The organism is Streptomyces antarcticus, assembly GCF_026627255.1.
GTDB classification, from domain to species: Bacteria; Actinomycetota; Actinomycetes; order Streptomycetales; family Streptomycetaceae; genus Streptomyces; species Streptomyces antarcticus.
In genome coordinates, this window is sequence record NZ_JAPNLM010000021.1 from 1 (window position 1) to 17198 (window position 17198).

At 70.7% G+C, this 17198-nt stretch carries 14 protein-coding genes and 2 pseudogenes; 7 read left to right on the plus strand and 9 right to left on the minus strand.

Annotated features, from left to right (window positions below):
• A partial coding sequence (locus OTB16_RS27200; protein WP_267723554.1) for a transposase occupies window positions 1-187 on the minus strand: 187 nt, incomplete at its 3' end.
• A gap of 229 nt (window positions 188-416) precedes the next feature.
• On the minus strand, window positions 417-1196 hold the full coding sequence (locus OTB16_RS27205; protein WP_267723424.1) for a hypothetical protein: 780 nt from the start codon (window positions 1194-1196) through the stop codon (window positions 417-419).
• 376 nt (window positions 1197-1572) lie between these two features.
• Between OTB16_RS27205 and OTB16_RS27210 the strand changes: the two genes are divergently transcribed.
• Both OTB16_RS27210 and OTB16_RS27215 read left to right on the plus strand, forming a co-directional pair.
• Window positions 1573-2628 carry a serine hydrolase domain-containing protein gene (locus OTB16_RS27210; protein ID WP_267723425.1) on the plus strand — a complete coding sequence of 352 codons (1056 nt, stop codon included), beginning with the start codon at window positions 1573-1575 and terminating at the stop codon, window positions 2626-2628.
• Between the two features lie 202 nt (window positions 2629-2830).
• A pseudogene (locus tag OTB16_RS27215) lies at window positions 2831-3055 on the plus strand (TetR/AcrR family transcriptional regulator); the annotation flags it as partial.
• Between the two features lie 92 nt (window positions 3056-3147).
• Here the strand turns inward: OTB16_RS27215 and OTB16_RS27220 are convergent.
• A pseudogene (locus OTB16_RS27220) lies at window positions 3148-3513 on the minus strand (MerR family transcriptional regulator); the annotation flags it as partial.
• Between the two features lie 119 nt (window positions 3514-3632).
• On the opposite strand from OTB16_RS27220, the gene OTB16_RS27225 reads away from it, so the two are divergent.
• The 4 genes from OTB16_RS27225 to OTB16_RS27240 all read left to right on the plus strand — a co-directional run bounded on the left by OTB16_RS27225 (window position 3633) and on the right by OTB16_RS27240 (window position 10581).
• Window positions 3633-4706, plus strand: a complete 1074-nt coding sequence (locus tag OTB16_RS27225) for an alkene reductase (RefSeq protein ID WP_267723427.1) — start codon at window positions 3633-3635, stop codon at window positions 4704-4706.
• A 470-nt stretch (window positions 4707-5176) separates the two neighbouring features.
• Window positions 5177-6694: an APC family permease gene (locus OTB16_RS27230; protein WP_267723428.1), complete on the plus strand. Its 1518-nt coding sequence runs from the start codon at window positions 5177-5179 to the stop codon at window positions 6692-6694.
• A gap of 20 nt (window positions 6695-6714) precedes the next feature.
• Window positions 6715-8352 (plus strand): flavin monoamine oxidase family protein, encoded by a 1638-nt coding sequence (locus OTB16_RS27235; RefSeq protein ID WP_267723429.1) that lies wholly within the window; start codon window positions 6715-6717, stop codon window positions 8350-8352.
• Window positions 8353-8820: 468 nt separating this feature from the next.
• Complete coding sequence (locus OTB16_RS27240; protein WP_267723430.1) at window positions 8821-10581, plus strand: PKD domain-containing protein; 1761 nt, start codon at window positions 8821-8823, stop codon at window positions 10579-10581.
• 312 nt (window positions 10582-10893) lie between these two features.
• Here the strand turns inward: OTB16_RS27240 and OTB16_RS27245 are convergent, their stop codons facing one another.
• Complete coding sequence (locus tag OTB16_RS27245; protein ID WP_267723555.1) at window positions 10894-11829, minus strand: alpha/beta hydrolase family protein; 936 nt, start codon at window positions 11827-11829, stop codon at window positions 10894-10896.
• 226 nt (window positions 11830-12055) lie between these two features.
• Between OTB16_RS27245 and OTB16_RS27250 the strand changes: the two genes are divergently transcribed.
• Window positions 12056-12655, plus strand: a complete 600-nt coding sequence (locus tag OTB16_RS27250) for a TetR/AcrR family transcriptional regulator (protein ID WP_267723432.1) — start codon at window positions 12056-12058, stop codon at window positions 12653-12655.
• A gap of 327 nt (window positions 12656-12982) precedes the next feature.
• On the opposite strand, the gene OTB16_RS27255 is transcribed toward OTB16_RS27250, so the two are convergent.
• The 5 genes from OTB16_RS27255 to OTB16_RS27275 all read right to left on the minus strand — a co-directional run bounded on the left by OTB16_RS27255 (window position 12983) and on the right by OTB16_RS27275 (window position 16648).
• A complete protein-coding gene (locus tag OTB16_RS27255) occupies window positions 12983-13414 on the minus strand; it encodes an ankyrin repeat domain-containing protein (protein WP_267723434.1) in 432 nt (143 codons plus the stop codon).
• A gap of 150 nt (window positions 13415-13564) precedes the next feature.
• Complete coding sequence (locus tag OTB16_RS27260; protein ID WP_267723436.1) at window positions 13565-14449, minus strand: DUF4394 domain-containing protein; 885 nt, start codon at window positions 14447-14449, stop codon at window positions 13565-13567.
• 208 nt (window positions 14450-14657) lie between these two features.
• Window positions 14658-15305 (minus strand): fasciclin domain-containing protein, encoded by a 648-nt coding sequence (locus OTB16_RS27265; protein WP_267723437.1) that lies wholly within the window; start codon window positions 15303-15305, stop codon window positions 14658-14660.
• A 238-nt stretch (window positions 15306-15543) separates the two neighbouring features.
• The gene (locus OTB16_RS27270; protein WP_267723438.1) at window positions 15544-15783 is read right to left on the minus strand and encodes a chaplin; all 240 of its coding nucleotides are present in this window, start codon (window positions 15781-15783) and stop codon (window positions 15544-15546) included.
• 280 nt (window positions 15784-16063) lie between these two features.
• Complete coding sequence (locus OTB16_RS27275) at window positions 16064-16648, minus strand: DUF4383 domain-containing protein (RefSeq protein WP_267723439.1); 585 nt, start codon at window positions 16646-16648, stop codon at window positions 16064-16066.
• Window positions 16649-17198: the final 550 nt, after the last annotated feature.

The following is a 17198-nucleotide window of genomic DNA, read 5'->3' on the forward strand; positions in this document are numbered from 1 at the left end:
TCTTGGCCCGGGTTCCGTTGCGGGAGTTCCCGCTGTTCCGACCCTCGGCATCGTGCTTCTCGTAGCCGAGGTGATCGGTGATCTCGCCCTCCAGGGCGGACTCCAGCACACGCTTTGTCAGCAGCTGTAGCAGCCCGCCCTCCCCGGTCAGCTGCAGCCCCTCAGACCGGGCCCGGTCCACGAGCATCGCGACCAACTGCTCGTCTGACGCCGCCCCAGCGGCCGGCTCCTTCACCGACACCTCGGCCGGCTCGAACTCAACGACGGTGTCCGTCATCTGGCGTCTCCTTGATCATCGGATCCGCCGTTATTCATACACTCCCCACGCTCACGGTCGCGAAGCCGACCGCCGATGGCAGGCATCGGCCGGCAGGAAGAGGCGCGGATCAGCTGGGGCCTGGGGTGCTGCCGCGGGGTCAGGAGACGGCGTACCACTGGCTGGCCCAGCCGGTGTTGATGGTGCTGTTGGACTGTTCGGCAAGGTTCACCTGGGGCGGCAGGGAGGTCTGTCCCGTCAGGATGGTGCTGTAGCGGAGCTTCGGCGGTGTCAGGCCGGCGTTGACCGAGATGCCGGCGCCCGTGGACTTGAGGGTGAGGGCATTGGTGGCCCAAGTGCCGTTCAGGAGAAGGGCGATGAAGTAGGTCCCGGGCTCGGCCGTGAAGGGCTTCTCCAGAGCCAGGGGCTTCGCGATGGCATCGGTCATCAATTGGGGCGAGACGTCGGGGGTGGTCCCGAGCAGGGTGCCGCCCTCGCTGTACACACCGAGCCGGCAGTTGGCGAGCTGGGCGTTGGGGTCGATGCCGGCCAGGCCCAGCCAGACGTTCGACCAGGTGATCCGCTCGCGCAGGACGATCCGCACCAGGGTGATCCGCCCGCCGACCCCCGCGGCCGACTGTGCCGTGACGTGACCCGCGTCGTTGGGGTCGCCGGTCCAGGCCAGCAGGTTCTGGTCCTGCGGCAGGGGCCCCTCGAACCCGGCCGTGGCGGCCCCGTTACCGCCCCCGGACTCGGAGCTCTGCGCGGGCGCGGGCGTGGGGGCCGCGGAAGCCGCGGCCCCGGGCTGGTTCCGGGGCGGAGCAGCGGTGCACCCGGCCAGGACGAGGAGCGCCACGAGTGCCGCGCTGAGGCCGGTCGTGACGGTGTTGGTACGAGTACGGCTACGGCTACGGCTACGGCTACGGGTGCGGCTGCGCATGGTCCCCCCATGTGGTGCGGATGATCGACGGACATAGTCACACGGCTCGCACGCCGTCCGGACGGCAGGCCGCCACGCAAGTCCGGGCGATGCCGGAGGCCGTGGCCGCGAAACGCAGGCTTCCCCGGAAGCGGCGGAAGCGGCGGAAGCGGCGGAGGCAGGCGTGCGCCCCCGCCCGCTGGGCGGGTTTGTCCTTCCGTCCCGTTCCGTCCCGTTCCGTCCCGTTCCGTCCCGTTCCGTTCCGTCCCGTTCCGTCGCGTCCTCCTCCCGGCGCAGGAGGCGGGGCATCGTCCTCCTGCTCAGGTCGCAGTGTCGCGGCCGGAATTCATCATCAGGGCGCACGGGCCGACGGCCGGACGCCGCGATGATTTCGTTCATGGATCAAGAACTCGGCACCCTCGTCCAGCAGACCGCCGACCAGCTGGCCGACCGCCGCGTCGGCGTGGTGGTGGCCGCCCTCGCGGGAGACCACGTAGAGATCAGAGGTGCGGGCACCACCGGCGGCGCCCACGCCCATGCACCGGGGCCCGACACCCTGTTCGAGATCGGGTCGGTGACCAAGGCGTTCACCGCCCTGGCCCTGGCGCGGCTGACCGTGACCGGCGAAACAGACCTGGACGAACCGCTGAGCGACCTGCTGCCTGAAGGGGCGGCCGTACCGTCACGAGGCGGCGAGCGGATCACCCTGCGGCACCTCGGCACCCACACCTCCGGCCTGCCCCGGCTGCCCCGGGGGATGCTGCTCACCGCCCTGCTGCGTCCCGGCAAGCCGGACCCGTACGCCCATTGCAGCACCGAGTGGCTCATGGCAGGGCTGGCCCGGACCCGGCTGGGGGCCGTACCGGGCGCGCGGTTCCGTTACTCCAACCTCGGAGCCGGGCTGCTGGGACTGGCCCTGGCCCGGCGGGCCGGTACCGACTACGAGTCCCTCGTGACCCGCACGATCTGTACCCCCTTGGGCATGGGGGACACCGTGGTGAGCGTGGACGCCGCCCGGACGCGACGCTCCGCCCGGGGCCACGACCGGCGCGGACGGCCCACCCCTCCCTGGCACCTCGCCGACCTCACCGGAGCCGGCGGCCTGCGGTCGACCGCGACTGACCTGGCGGCCTTCGTCCGGGCCCAGTTGGACGGCGGCCCCGAGCCCCTCGCGGCCGCGATCCGCCTGAGCCGGGAGGTCGAGCACCGCAAGAGCCCCTTCGCCTGGGCGCACCTGGGCTGGATGGCCCACCGGCTTCACCCCCGACAGGGTGCCCACCTCCAGATCTGGCACAACGGCGGCACCGGCGGCTTCTCCTCCTTCGTCGCTTTCGATCCGGAGAAGCGGCTGGGGGTCATCGCACTCGGCAACACCTCGCGCCCGGTCGACCGGCCCGCCTTCGACCTCCTGCGCAGCCTGCAGACACAGCACGGCTCCGCCGCGCCGCGCTGACCGCCTGCGCTGACCGCCGCCGACCGCCGACGGCAATCGCTTCGGGGCGCGCCGAGGTGCTTCTACGCGGCCTCGACGCCGGCCGGTCAGTCCCGGTCCCCCGTGGTGAGGGCCGCGTACGCCGCATCGCGGACCTCCGGGCCGGGGTGTGCCAGCAGGCCCCGCAACACCCGCAGGGCCACCCCGAGTTAACTGCCGGACGACGTGGCGGGCGGGCGCCGAACTGGCCCGCCGTGCCCAGGAGATCGGCCGGCTCCGCCCCGGCTTCGTCGTCGACGACCTGATCCTCATGCTCATGGCCCACCAGGGCCTCCAGCAGGCGCCGCGTACCGCCCGGCTCGCCGCCTCCCGCCGCTTCGCCGCCTACGTGATCGAGGCGTTCCGCGCCCCACCGGAGACGGGAGGGGGCCACATCGCCTTCGACTGACCCGACTGACCCGACTGACCCGACTGACCCGACGGGCGGGACTGACCCGACGGCCGGCAGGAGTCCGGGGGCCGCCAGTCGGAGCCGGCTCCGGCGGTCATCATCTGCTCGCGGTGTGTCCGGGCCGTGGCCATCAGGGCGTCGAGCGTGTCCCTGGTCCGCAGCAGGTCGGCGATGTGCGCGGAGAGCCGCTCACGCTCCCGTGCCATCCGTTCCAGCGCGGCGTGGGACGTCTCTTCGCTGGGCGTGTCGATGCAGGGCATCAGCTCGGTGATGGTGCGGCTGGACAGGCCCGCGGTGTACATCCGCTGGATGAAGGCGATCCGCTCGACCTCGCCGTCCGTGTAGTGCCGTTGTCCGCTGGGACTGCGCGTGCTGGTGAGCAGTCCTTGCTCCTCGTAGTAGCGCACGGAACGAACGCTGACTCCGGCGCGTGTCGCGAGCTCGCCGATCCGCATGTGCCGCCCTTCCGGCCGAATCCAGTGCCGCAGACCCTTGCCTCTGACATCGGTGTGAGGTTTTAGCGTAGCTGCTGTGCCCGAAGCGCGGGCACAGCAGCCACGAAGGAGCTCCCGGCATGACACGTCTCTTCACCAGCTACCGGCTCGGCGGTCTCACACTGCCCAACCGGATGGTCATGGCCCCGATGACCCGGGTCCGAGCCGCTGCCGGCGGCCTGGCGACGCCTTCCATGGCGACCTACTACGCCCAGCGGGCCACAGCCGGGCTGATCGTGAGCGAAGGGGTGCAGCCGAGCCTGATCGGGCAGGCGAACCCGGGCACCCCGGGACTGCACACCGACGAACACGTCGAGGCGTGGCGCCCCGTCACCGCCGCCGTCCACAGCAACGGCGGACGGATCTTCGCCCAGATCATGCACGGCGGCAGGGTCTCGCACCCCGACACCACCGGCCTGCAGCCGGTCGGGCCCTCCGCCGTTCCCGCCGTCGGCGACGTGTTCACCCCCACCGGGCCGCAGCCCGCCCCGGTGCCGCGCGCGCTGGACACCGCCGAAGTGCCCGAACACGCGGGGTCCTACGCCCTGGCCGCCCGCCGCGCCGTGGAGGCGGGCTTCGACGGAGTGGAAGTGCACGGTGCCAACGGATACCTGATCTCACAGTTCCTGTCGTCCAACGCCAATCTGCGCACGGACCGTTACGGAGGCCCGGTCGCCAACCGGATCAGGTTCGCCGTCGAGGCCGTCGCCGCCACCGTAGACGCCGTCGGCGGGGAGCGGGTCGGCATTCGCCTCTCGCCGGGCGGGACCTTCTGGGGAGTGGAAGAGACCGAGGTCCGCGCCCTCTACAGCGCGCTGCTGGCCGAACTGAACCCCCTCGGACTGGCCTACATACACCTCGAAGCCACCGCGGACGAAGCCATGCTCGTCGCCCTGCGCCGTGCGTGGCAGGGCACCCTCGTGATGAACCCCGTACTTCCTCTGGGCCCGAAGCAGACCGGCAGGGCCGAGGCCGACCACTGGCTCGGCCTCGGCGCCGACCTCATCAGCTTCGGCCGAGCCTTCCTCGCCAACCCCGACCTGGTCGAGCGGCTGCGGGCCGGACTCCCCATAGCCCCCGTCGACGAGGCCACGTACTTCCAGGGCGGTGACACGGGCTATCTGACGTATCCGGCCCACCAGTACGCGGCGTGACCCCGGGCGGCGGCGCGTGCCGGGCGCGCGCGGGGCAGCCCGCGGGATCGGGGCGCGCGGTCACCCGTAAGCCCGACACGCCGTCCAACGAGTTGTGATTCGGCTACGGAACGTGGCGACTCCTGGAGTGCGCCGCAGGCCGGTCGGCACACCCGGATCACCCCGGACCGGGTCACCTGGGCGGCGTTCCCCGGGACGGTGCGGTGGTGTGCTCCCGGGGGCCGGTGGGACGAGCAGCTGCCCGGGTTCGGGCCGCACGGCGTCGTGACCGAGCCCCGCGCCCTAGCGGTTCCCGTGTCACCTGAACATCACCGGGCGGTTACGCATTGGGTCTCCCGGTCCGGGACAGCGACAACTCGTCTTCTCCGCAGGCCAATTACCAGCCCTCGTGTCGATTGTGGCGTGGGTCACGCGGTACGAGAGTGGCCCCCTTCCCATCGGCTACCCGCCGCCAGCGTGAGAGGGTGTCCATGTCCCACAGTCCCAGTGGTGAAGTCCATCGACTCAAGGCGAACTCGGTCGGCCTGGTCGGAGTGGTCTTCATGGCCGTCGCCACGGCCGCGCCGATCACCGCGATGACCGGAAACCTGCCGATCGCCGTCGGCTTCGGCAACGGCATCGGCGCCCCGGCCGGCTACCTCTTCGCCACCCTCGTCCTGACGGTCTTCGCCGTCGGCTACGTCGCCATGGCCAAGCGGATCACCGCCGCCGGAGCCTTCTACGGGTACATCTCCCACGGGCTCGGCCGGGTCGCCGGCATGGCCTCCGGCATGCTCGCCGTCCTCGCGTACATCGTCTTCGAGGCCTCCATCGTCGGCGTCTTCTCGTACTTCGCAAAGACGACCGTCCACGACCAGCTCGGCGTCGACCTCCCCTGGATCCTCTACGCCGCCGCGATGCTCGGCATCACCGCCGTCCTCGCCCACTTCGACATCAACCTCACCGCCAAGGCCCTCGGCGTCATGCTGGTCGGCGAGATAGCCGTCCTGTTCGCCGTGGCCACCGCCGTGCTGCTCGCGGGCGGCGGCCCGGACGGCATCCCGCTGGAACCGGTCAATCCGACGAACGCCTTCACCGGCACCTCCGCGGGGCTCGGCCTCTTCTTCGCCTTCTGGTCCTGGGTCGGCTTCGAATCGACCGCCATGTACGGCGAGGAGTCCCGCGACCCCAAGCGCGTGATCCCGAAAGCCACCCTGATCTCCGTCGTAGGCGTCGGCCTCTTCTACATCTACGTCTCCTGGATGACCATCGCGGGCAACGGCCTGGCCAAGTCCGTCGAACGGTCAGCTTCTGCCAACCCCCTGGACCTCTTCTTCGCACCCACCCAGCAGTTCCTCGGCTCCTGGGCCGTCGACTCCTTCCAGTGGCTGCTCCTCACCGGCTCCTTCGCCTGCGGCATGGCCTTCCACCAGTGCGCCGCGCGCTACCTCTACGCCATCGGCCGCGAGGGATTCCTGCACCCCGCGCTCGGCCGCACCCACGCCCGGCACGGATCCCCCTATGTCGCCTCCGTCGTGCAGACAGCCATTGCCGTCGCCCTCGTGGCGGGCTTCTGGCTCACCGGCCAGGACCCGTACATCCACCTCTACACCCTGCTCGCGATCCTCGGCACCATGGCGATCCTCATCGTCCAGACCCTCTGCTCCTTCGCAGTGATCGGCTACTTCCGCAACAACCACCCCGAGGACCGGCACTGGTTCAAGACCTTCACCGCCCCACTGCTCGGCGGGATCGGGATGAGTGCCGTCGTCGTGCTGCTGGGCGTCAACATGAAGACCGCGGCCGGCCTCGCCGCCGACTCCCTCGTCTTCACCCTCATCCCCTGGATCGTCGCCGTCGTCTTCCTCGGAGGACTGGGACTCGGCGTCTACCTCAAGTTCAAGGTGCCCGCGCGCTATGAGGTCATCGGCCGAATCGTCCTGGAGGACGCCGCCGAACGCACCGACCCCAGCGCCGAGAGTTCTTCCCCCACCGCCGCGAACGTCTGACACAGGAGGAGCCACCCACCATGGCCCGAACCCCCGTCATGCACGCACTCAAGCAACTCGCCGCCGAGCACGCCGCCGCCCGCAGACTCGCCCTTCCCGTCGCCGACGTACGGGGCCTGGGCCGGCGAGCCCTGCTCAAGCGCGCCACGGCACTCGGACTCGGTACCGCCCTGGCAGGCGCGGCAGCCACCACCCCCGCCCGCGCCGAGACGGCGCCCGAGGACAGGAAGCCACCGACGGGCAACCCCCGGGTCGCCGTCGTGGGCGCGGGCATCGCCGGCCTGACCGCCGCGCTCAGCCTCAAGGACGCCGGCATCGCGTGCACCGTCTACGAGGCCAACCCCACGCGCGTCGGCGGCCGTATGTGGACCCAGCGCGACCACTGGGCGTACGGCCAGACGTCCGAGATCGGCGGCGAGCTGATCGACACCAGCCACAAGAAGATCCTCGAACTGTGCCGCCGCTTCGACCTGACCACCGAGGACTTCCTCGGCGGCGGCCCCAACGGAGCGGAAGAAGTCCTCTGGTTCGACGGCTCCTACTACCCGCGCGCGCAGGCCGACGAGGACTTCAAAGCCGTCTACCAGTCACTGCGCCGCGATCTGCAGGACGCGGGCGAGGTCGCCTGGAACTCGACCACTCCCGCGGGCACCAGCCTCGACAGCATGTCGCTGTACCAGTGGATCGAGACCCGGGTCCCCGGCGGACACGGCTCGCGCCTCGGTCAGTTCATCGACGTCGCGTACAACGTCGAGTACGGCGCCGACACCGTCGACCAGTCCGCCCTCGCCCTGGTCCTCCTCATGGGGTACCAGCCCAATCCCGGCCATTTCAACGTCTGGGGCCTGTCCAACGAGCGATACCACATCGTCGGCGGGAACGATCAGCTCCCCCACGCCATCGCACAGGCCCTGCCACCCGGATCCCTTCTGATGGGCCGCGAACTCATCGCCGTCCGGGCGAACTCCGACGGAACCCAGACCCTCACCTTCAACGACGCGGGCACCACCCGCACCGTCATCGCCGACCACACCATCCTGTGCATACCACTGCCCGTACTCCAGCGTGTCGACCTCACGGCGGCCGGATTCGACCCGCTCATGGTGAACCTCCTGCGCGACGCTCGCATGGGCTACTGCACCAAACTCAACATGCAGTTCACCCGCCGGCCCTGGCGCGGTACCGGCCCCTGGCCCGGCGTATCCGCGGGAGACTGCTTCACCGACTCGGAGATCCAGCAAACCTGGGACACCACCAAGGTCCAACCGGGCAACGGGGGCATCCTGCTCCAGTACGGCGGCGGCACCCTCGCACGCGCGCTCACACCCGCGACCCCGTTCGCCACCGAGACCGACGGCTACGTAAGGACCCTCGCAACCCGGATGTTGACCGGCATCGACGCGTTCTTCCCCGGTACCGGGGCCGCCTGGAACGGTCGCGCGCAGCTGTCGGCCTGGCACCGTGACCCGTACGCGCTCGGTGCGTACTCGTACTGGCCCACCCGCTACCTGCACCGCTACGCCCGGTACGAGGGCACCGCACAGGGGAACGTCCACATCGGCGGTGAGCACTGCAGCTACGACTTCCAGGGCTTCATGGAAGGGGGCGCCACCGAGGGCGAACGCGCGGCACGGGAGGTCATCACCGCCCTGCTCTAGGTACCGCTCGTGGACCGGCTCCGGAGCCGGACGCCGCGGCGACGGGGTACGGCGGGAGGTCCCCGGCCGATGGCCGGGGGCCTCGCGTGCCATCGGCCGGCCTACCCGGGCCGGCTACGAGGCTCCGCGAACTGGCCCACCGACAGGGCGAACGCGTCATCGGCGTCACCCACAGCCAGGCCCTGGCCGCAGGCTCCGATCGCCTCCTGGTCCCGTGCAAGGGCCGGGTCGCCGACAGCGACCCCCGCTGAACCGGACCGTCACCCGCCTCCGGGCAGACCTCCCCCTGGCCAAGGCTGTCCGCCCGGCGGCTTCAGTCGATCGCAAACCGCACAGCGGGTAAAGCCTTGGCCCCTATGGAGTGAATCGCGTCAGAACCCCGTGACCCTTGGCCGGAACCCTTCATACGGTGGCCCTTCTTCGCTCATCACCACCATTGGGGGGCCGGTGCGCAACCACCGACTCGTAATGACCGCTGCCCTCGTGGCAGCCGGTCTCGGCATCATTCCCGGCACCGCGCAGGCGGCGGGTCCCGTACCCGTCGCGGCGGGCGTGGCCGAGGCGATAGCCGAGGCATCCACCTCCGAGGGCTTCCGCAGCCCGGCCGACCGCACGATCCGCACCGCCCTGCCCGCCTCCGAGGGGAACGCCAAGACGAACGGCAAGACGAGCGGGACGACGAGCGGGACGACGAACGCCAAGACCGCCGTACCGCAGACCGCCGTAGCGCAGACCGCGCAAGCCGCGCAAGCCGCGGAGACCGGGCCGACCGCGCAGGCCGCCGTGGACGCGGGGGCCAACTCGGCCCTCGCCGTCGACGTCAGCGGAACCAGCTTCACCGCGCACGGCATCGAGCTCACCACCCTGATCACGAGCGCCGACTTCGCGCTCGGCGTCGTCATCGACTGGGGCGACGGGAAGACCGACACGGTCACCGCACAGGGCAACGCCGAGCTGCACCACTCGCACACGTACGACAAGTCCGGTGAGTACCAGGTGAAGGTGACGGTGACCGACACCGCCAACGCCGTCCAGGCCGCCAACGGGGGCGCCTTCCTCACCCCAGGCTCCGACTTCACCCCGCACACCCCGACCCGGCTCCTCGACACCCGCGACGGCACCGGCGCGCCCCTGGCCAAGGTCGCCGGTCAGGGGACCGCCCGGGTGAAGGTGGCCGGCAACGCCGCCGTCCCGGCTGGCGTCACCGCGGTCGCCCTCAACGTCACGGTCACGGAGACCGCCGCCAGCGGGTACGTGACCGCGTGGCCCGGCGCGGGCTACGACCGCCCGGGGACCTCGAACCTGAACTACACCGCCAACCGGTCCGTACCGAACCTGGTGATCGTGCCGGTCGGCGAGGACGGGTACGTGGAGCTCTACAACGGCGGTCCGCAGCCGGTCGACCTGATCGCCGACGTCACCGGCTACTTCACCCGCGCCTCGGCCGGCGGCTATACCTCGATGACCCCCGCCCGGTTCGTGGACACCCGTGAGGGCCTCGGCGCGTCCCGCGGCCGGCTCCCCGCGCGCACCGCGTTCGAGACCCGGATCGGCGGCCTGCGGGAGGTGCCCCAGGGCATCACGGCCGTGGCGCTGAACGTCACGGTGACCGAACCCGAGGGCCCGGGCCACCTGACCGCCTTCTCCGGCGCCGGGCCCGTCCCGACATCGTCGAACCTGAACTTCGTGCGCGGTCAGACGGTCGCCAACTCGGTGATCGTTCCGGTGGCCGCGGACGGGACGGTCAAGGTCTTCAACGGGTCCTGGATGCCGGTTCACGTGGTGGTCGACGTCGTCGGCTACTACAGCAAGGACAGCAAGGCCGCCTTCCTGCCCTTCACGCCGTTCCGGACGCTCGACACCCGCGAGGAGGCCTACGGCTGGCCCGGCGGCCGGTTCCGGGCACGGGAGTACATCACGCAGGGGTTCACGCCCGAGGCCGCGACGGGTGTCGAGGCCTACGTGCTGAACACCACCGTCACCGAGACCGGCGGCACCGGATACCTCTCGGTGGCGCCGAGCCCGTACGCGCTGCCTGCGGAAGGAGGGCCCGCCGCACCCTCCGGGCCGCGCCCCGGTTCCTCCACCCTGAACTGGACGGCCGGCGACACCGTCCCGAACCTCGTGCAGGCGAGCGACGGCGATCACGGCGTCATCACCTTCTGGAACCAGGGTTATCAGGACGCCGACCTGGTGCTCGACGTCTTCGGCGTCTACCAGTCGAAGTGATGCCCCGGGGGGCGTGCACGGTCGAGCCGCCCCCCGTCCTGCCTGCGGCGGTGCCGCCCATCGCTGTGACCGCGTAGTTCACCAGGTCCGGCCGGAGTCGAGTGCGGCGTCTCGACGGCACCGGGTACACGATCCACCCGGGCGACGAGGTCGTCGACGGCGCCGGCCGGGCATGGCGGTTCGACGGGCCCGCCCTGAGACCGGGATGCCTTCGACGGAGGACCCGCCGGCGCGCGCCCCGAGTGGCCGCTCGTCGTGCCCCGGGCGGCGGTTGCTGTGATCGTCAGCTGCTGAGGGGCTTGAGCTGACGGGCTACTTGGATTCGACTCGTCCCACCGGGGCGCGTCCGGTGGTCAGCGCCTCGCGGGCGAGCTGCCAGGTGGGTGCGCCGGGGTGGAGTTGGGTGTGGAGGTAGGCCGCGGTGAGCCGGGCAAGGGCGGCGACCCGCCCGGGGTTCTCGTCGGTGGTCTCGGCGGCGTCGTATCCGGAGATCCCGCCGAGCCCGTGCTCCGCGTCGAACAGGGTGAGCAGGGTCTTGGGGCCGGGGGCGAGGGTGTAGGAGTCGGCGTGCCAGTCCGGCCCCATGTCGGTGAAGTGCCGAGGGTCGTCCTTGTCGCCGGCGACGACCAGCGCGGGTGCGGTCATGGTGGAGAAGTCGACGGCCCCGATGACCGGCCACAGCTCGGCCACGGGCCCGTTGAAGACCTCGCCGCCCCTGCCGGGCGCGGCGAGCAGTACGCCCGCCTTGATACGGGGCTCGACGAGGCGCACCACCTTCCCGGTGTCCGGGTCGGTGATCCCGGCGCCCAGCAGGAGGGCGGCGGTGAAGCCGCCGAGCGAGTGTCCCGCGAGGACGATCTTGGTGTGGTCGATGCGTCCGGCCAGGTGCGGCACGGCGTTCTCGATCGCGTCGAGCCGGTCGAGGACGTGGGTCATGTCCTCGGCGCGGGACCGCCAGAAGTCGGGTGCGCCGGGTGCGTCGGCGACCAGGTGGGTCAGTGTCCTGGAGGTGAGGTGGGTGGGTTGAATGACGACGAACCCGTGTGCCGCCCAGAAGTCGGCGAGCGGCGCGTAGCCGTTGAGTGAGGAGAGGTTGTTCGAGGGGCCGTGCCCGTGGGAGAGGAGGATGACGGGGAGGCCGGTTCCGGTCGAGGGTGCGGAGACGCGCATCTGGAGGTCCACGGGGCGTCCGGGTACGGACAGGACCACGGGGCTGAAGGACAGGACCGGTACGGGCGCGCCCAGCACGTCGGTGTCGCTGGATGCGGATGCGGATGCGGATGCGGTGCTGGAGGGGGAGGGGGAGGTGCTCACGGTGGGGGTTCCCTTCGGTGGCGCTTGCCTCCCGCGTGCGGGCGGGGGCGGGCAGGGCGGTCAGAGGCGTCCTGTTTCGGCTAAACTGAAACGGAACGTCGCTCCAGTTAGTATCCGGAGCGTCGCTCCGTTTTGTCAATCGGTGTCGAAGGAGGACGTGATGGCCGCCGAGGGTCCTGTGGGGGGTTCGCCGCCGTCCCGGAGCAAGCGGGCCGACGCCCAGCGCAACCGGGAAACGGTGCTTACCGCCGCAGCCGAGGTGTTCGTCACCTCTGGCGTCGACGCGCCGATCCGCCAGATCGCGGCCCGGGCGGGCGTCGGGATGGCCACGATCTACCGCCATTTCCCGACCCGGGCCGACCTCGTCACCGCCGTGTACGAGCACCAGATCGAGGCATGCGCCGAAGCCGGCCCCAGCCTGCTGGCCAGCGCCGACTCCCCGTTCGACGCACTGCGCCAGTGGATCGACCTCTTCGTCGACTTCCTCGTCACCAAGCACGGCCTCGCCGACGCCCTGCAGTCCGACAGCGACCGCTTCGCAGCGCTGCACGCCTACTTCCTCGACCGCCTGCTGCCCGTCTGCACCCAGCTGCTCGACGCGGCGGTCGCGGCCGGTGACATCAGGCCGGGCACACAGCCCTACGAGCTGATGCGCGGCATCGGCAACCTCTGCGTCGGGCGCGACAACGACCCCCGCTATGACCCCCGAAGGCTGATCGCCCTCCTCCTCCAGGGACTTGAGCGCCCGCGGACGCCCTGACGGCGGCGAGTCCACCAGGTGCGCCGCGCCGCGAAGGGCTCCAGTGAGCCGGGCCCCTCGTAGTCGCTCTTCGGCAGTTCCTCGGGGACGCTCATGTAACCGGGTTCGGCCAGCGCCCGCTCCACGGTGGCGAGGTCGGCGGGGTCCAGCGCCCCCTCCTCGCGGGCTTCGTCCGTGCCGAGAAGGGCGAACGCGACGCCGGTCGCGGCGCGGTCGTAGTGCAGCGGCCACTCCAGCCAGACCCGGTGGTGGCTCGGTCACGGTCCGTCGGACCGAAGTGTGAGATCCGGTACCGGCCGGGCCCCGGCCCGGCCGGGAGCGGCGGTGCTACTGAGTCCCTGAAGGGGTGGCTCCCGCTGCGAGGAGGAGACCGGCGGTTTCCGGGTGGGGGCCGCGGACCGCCCATTGCAGAGGGCTCCACCCCGTGCCGTGATCCTCATGGAGGTTCGGATCGGCGGCGTGCGCCAAGAGTTCGCGCACCGTTTCGGTGTGCCCCCAGCATGCGGCCGCGCACAAGGGGGTCCCCTCCGCGCCGAGTCCGCTGCTCTCGGCATTCGGCGAGGCCCCGGCCGCCAGAAGCAGCCGGGCGATCTCGGATCTTCCGCGGACGGATGCCTCGTACAGGGGGGTGGTGCCCTCACAGTCCGCCCGGTCCGGGTCCGCTCCGGCCCGCAGCAGCGCCCTCACGACGGCAGCGTCATCCTTCGATATCGCGTCGAAGAGACGCCGGGAAAGCTTCTTTCGCTGCCGCTGGTTCATGGGGACCGAGGCTAGCGATCATGTACGCGACGGGCCAGTCACATCCACTCGCGCGGTCGGTCAGGCGCAGCCGCGGGGCGGGTTGCGGACCCAGGGGAACGCGCGGTTCACGACGCTGAACAGGACGGGGTCACACCGCTTGCCGGGGCGTCAGCCCTGGTCCAGCGGCAGGGCGATGTCGAAGACCTGCGTGCCGGCCGGGAAGGCTCCGGCGGCGGTCGTCGTCCCGGTCAGCAGGTCGACCGTGTGGAAGCCGTAAGCGGTCGGGGTCTGGAGGGTGGCGAAGCCGTGGTTGGTCTTGGCTTCGGGGGAGTGGTAGATGTCGAAGCCGGCGCTCGGACCCGCGGCGGCGCCGAGGTTTCCGGTGGGGGCCAGTGTGCCGGAGTTGGCGGGGGACTGCAGGGACAGCCGTTCCTTGCCGGTGTCGAGGTCGAACAGGGTGGTGGCCGTGGCGCTGACCAGGTCGTTGTTGGTGTAGGCGGCGCCGGTCACTCCCCTGGCCGTGGTCGGCTGTGCCGTGCCGGGCGGGGGTGCGGGATTGGTCAGCGTCCCGTCGACGGTGGTCGTCTCGGGGGCGGCGGGGTCGTCGATGTTGTGGCGGAGGTTCTGCCCGGTGTCGCTGACGACCCGCAGGCGGTTGGCGGCGGGGTTGAAGTCCACTCCGAACGCGGTGCCGGCGAGCGGGACCGTCAGCTGGGAGGCCTTCTCGGCCTGCGCGGACGCTCGGTCCAGGACGTAGATGCCGCCGCGGTCGCCTATGCCGTAGAGCTTCCGGTCCTGGACGCGGAAGTCGATGCCCACGATCTTGCCATCGCCGCTGAGACCGGTGACCCGTCCCAGGTCGGTGGGCCGTGCCGGTCCGTCCGTACGGAACTCCACCAGACGCTGGTCCGTCGTCAACCCCACCACGGCCAGGGCCCCGGCCGTGGGGTCCGCGGCGGGCCGGGCGGTGCCGTCGGCCCGGGCCAGCGGAGGCAGGGCCAGGGTGACGGCGACCGCCGTTCCCATCGCGTAAGTCATCAAGCGTGTACGCATGATCACTCCAACTGCTGCTCCGGGCGCCCGTTGGTACGAGCGCCTCAGCAGGACATTCGGAGCAGTGAGCCGCAAGGGATTGGTCTCACCACGGCCGACGGCGAGGCGCGGCTCCCGCTCCCCGGCCGAGGCCCTTCCCGTCGTCATGGCGACCCGGGACGGCCTCGGCCGGGGAGGGAGCCGGAGCCGCAGCGGGCACCGGGTGGTGTTACTTGGGCATCAGGACGGTGTCGACGATGTAGACGTTGGCGTTGGCGGTCTTGACGTTGCCGCAGACGACACTGGACGTGCCGTTGACCTTGTACGCCTCGCCGGAGCCGGCGGTGGTCACCTTGGTCTTCTCCAGGGTGTCGAAGGAGCCGTTCTCCAGCTGCTTCGGGGTCAGCTTCTCGCCCACGACGTGGTAGGTGAGGATCTTCGTCAGGGTGGCCTTGTCGGCGAGGACCTTGTCCAGGTCGGCCTTCGGGATCTTCGCGAAGGCGTCGTTGGTCGGCGCGAACACCGTGATGTCCTTGGCGTTGTTGAGGGTGTCCACCAGGCCGGCCTGCTTGACCGCGGTGACCAGTGTCGACAGGGCCGGGTTGTTGGAGGCGGCCGTCGCCACCGGGTCCTTCGCCATCCCGTCGAACGAACCCGCACCCTCCGCCGGAACGCCCGCACAGGCCGAGCCGAACGGCCCGTCCGCGGCCGCCGACGGTTCGGCGGCGCCCGCCGCGGAGTCCGCGGGCTTCGCGTTGTCGGCGCTCGCTCCCGCGTCGGTGCTCTTGCCGCTCTCGGAGCAGGCGGCGAGCGCGAAGGGGAGTACGGCCGCTGCGGCGACTGCTACGGCGGTGCGACGGAAGCGAAGGGCGTTCATCGAAGGCTCCATGAGGACGGTCGGGACTTCAGGACGGGGTCGCGGGCTCCCCGCCCCCATGGCTGCGCCGGGTGGCGAGGTGCTCACACCCCGCCATTCGGAGCGGTCCGTCCGGCGGATGGGAGCCTCACCCGATCCGGTGACGGTCGGCGCCTTCGCTTTACGGGTCCGGCGAGTGGGTGGTAACGGCCGAAGCCGCCACCACCCGCGACGCAACTCGCTACGCCGGTACCCGGGGTCAGTAGTTGACGCAGGTGTTGCCGAAGGACGGGTTCAGCAGGCCGATGACGCTGACCGTGTTGCCGCAGGCGTTGACGGGGATGTGGATCGGGACCTGGATCAGGTTCCCGGACAGGACGCCGGGGGAACCGGCGGCGATGCCCTGCGCGCCGGCATCGGCCGAGGCCATGGAGGCACCGCCGACCACGACGGCGCCGGCGGCAAGGGCAAGGGCTGCGCTCTTCAGAACACGGGACACGGAACGTCTCCTTCTTCGGTGTCGGCGGCATGCTCGGAGCGTGCCGCCGCGGCCCAGAACCGGGCCACACCCCGCATTCGCCGGCCTCGGGGCGGAGGCTTGCCCTGACGCTGCTCATTCCCTCGAAGGGGTGAGGGCCGCCATCTGCCCGAGCTACTGCCCGCCGGTTCCGTTGGCCGTGCCCTCGGGGACGGGGAACCGTGAAAGGGAGCGCACCGGTGAGGTGTGCTCCCTTCGCGTTTCTACGCTTCTACGCTTCCACGCTTTACGTTCCTCGCGGTCATCGGGGGCCGGCATCCGGATCGCTGGCAGCGCCACTGGTGTACGCGGGTGATGCGGGCAGGGCGGTACCGGCCGATCCGGCGCCGGAAACGGAGTGCGGCCGGACGGCCCGGACGGGGTCCTCGTAGGAGTGGCGGCGCTGCCAGTAGGGGTTGTCGTGCGGGAGCTTGCTGGAGACGCGGCCGTACATGCCGAAGGTCATGATGATCAGTCCCATGACGAAGCTGAACATCACGTTCGTCATGCCGAAGTCCAGGATGTTGGCGCCCTTGTCGAGGATGAAGATGTGCGCGAAACCGCTGATCAGGAAGAGGGCCCCGACGGTGATGTTGAGGGTCGAGGCGAAGTTGCCGCCGATGAACGCGCCCGCCGCGAGGGCCAGGCCCACGGCGACCGAGATGACACTGAGGGTGGTGTTGGTGGTCAGCCCCGCGATCGTTTCGCCCTCCGTGTCGAAGGGGCGCAGGGCGTCGGCGAAGCCGAGGACGCCGAACGCGATCAGGATGAGGCCGCAGAGCAGGGCGCCGTACCGGTAGACGGTCGCGAGTCGGTGATCCAAGGGGAGTTCGTCACCAAGTCTCATGGAGTTCCTTCACCGTGCTTCGAGGGGGGTGTGGTGCCGGTTCTCACGTCTCGGTGGCCAGTCCTCATGTCTCGTACTCGTAGTTCGCGAGGGCCAGGCCGAGTCCGAAGAAGGTGGGTGCCCACTCTCCGCCGAAGGTGCCCCACCGGTCGGCGCGTTCCAGGTTCTCCTGGCGGTTGGAAGCGAGCCAGGACGCGAGCGAGAGGCCGATGGACAGGGTCGCCGCCAGATAGGCGTGCTCGCTCTTGACTCCTGCGTCGTGTGCGGCTTCTCGACGATCATGGGAATTCTCCTTCGAGTCGTTGACTCAAGGGACACCCTGGAGGAGGGGGGTCTCGTACGTATGAAACTAGGCGGATCGGCGCCCCGCAGCGATTTGCCCTGTTTGTGCATCGTTTCGGCCGGGACGACCTCGACGGTTTCGCGCTCCCCTGTCCGGTCGGGCCATGGCCCCATGCCCTTCAGGGAGTCGCGGGCGGAACCCGGGACTCGGCCCGGACCCCGGACCTCTCGGCGGACCCCTTGGCGGCCCCCTCGCACCGCTCCCACC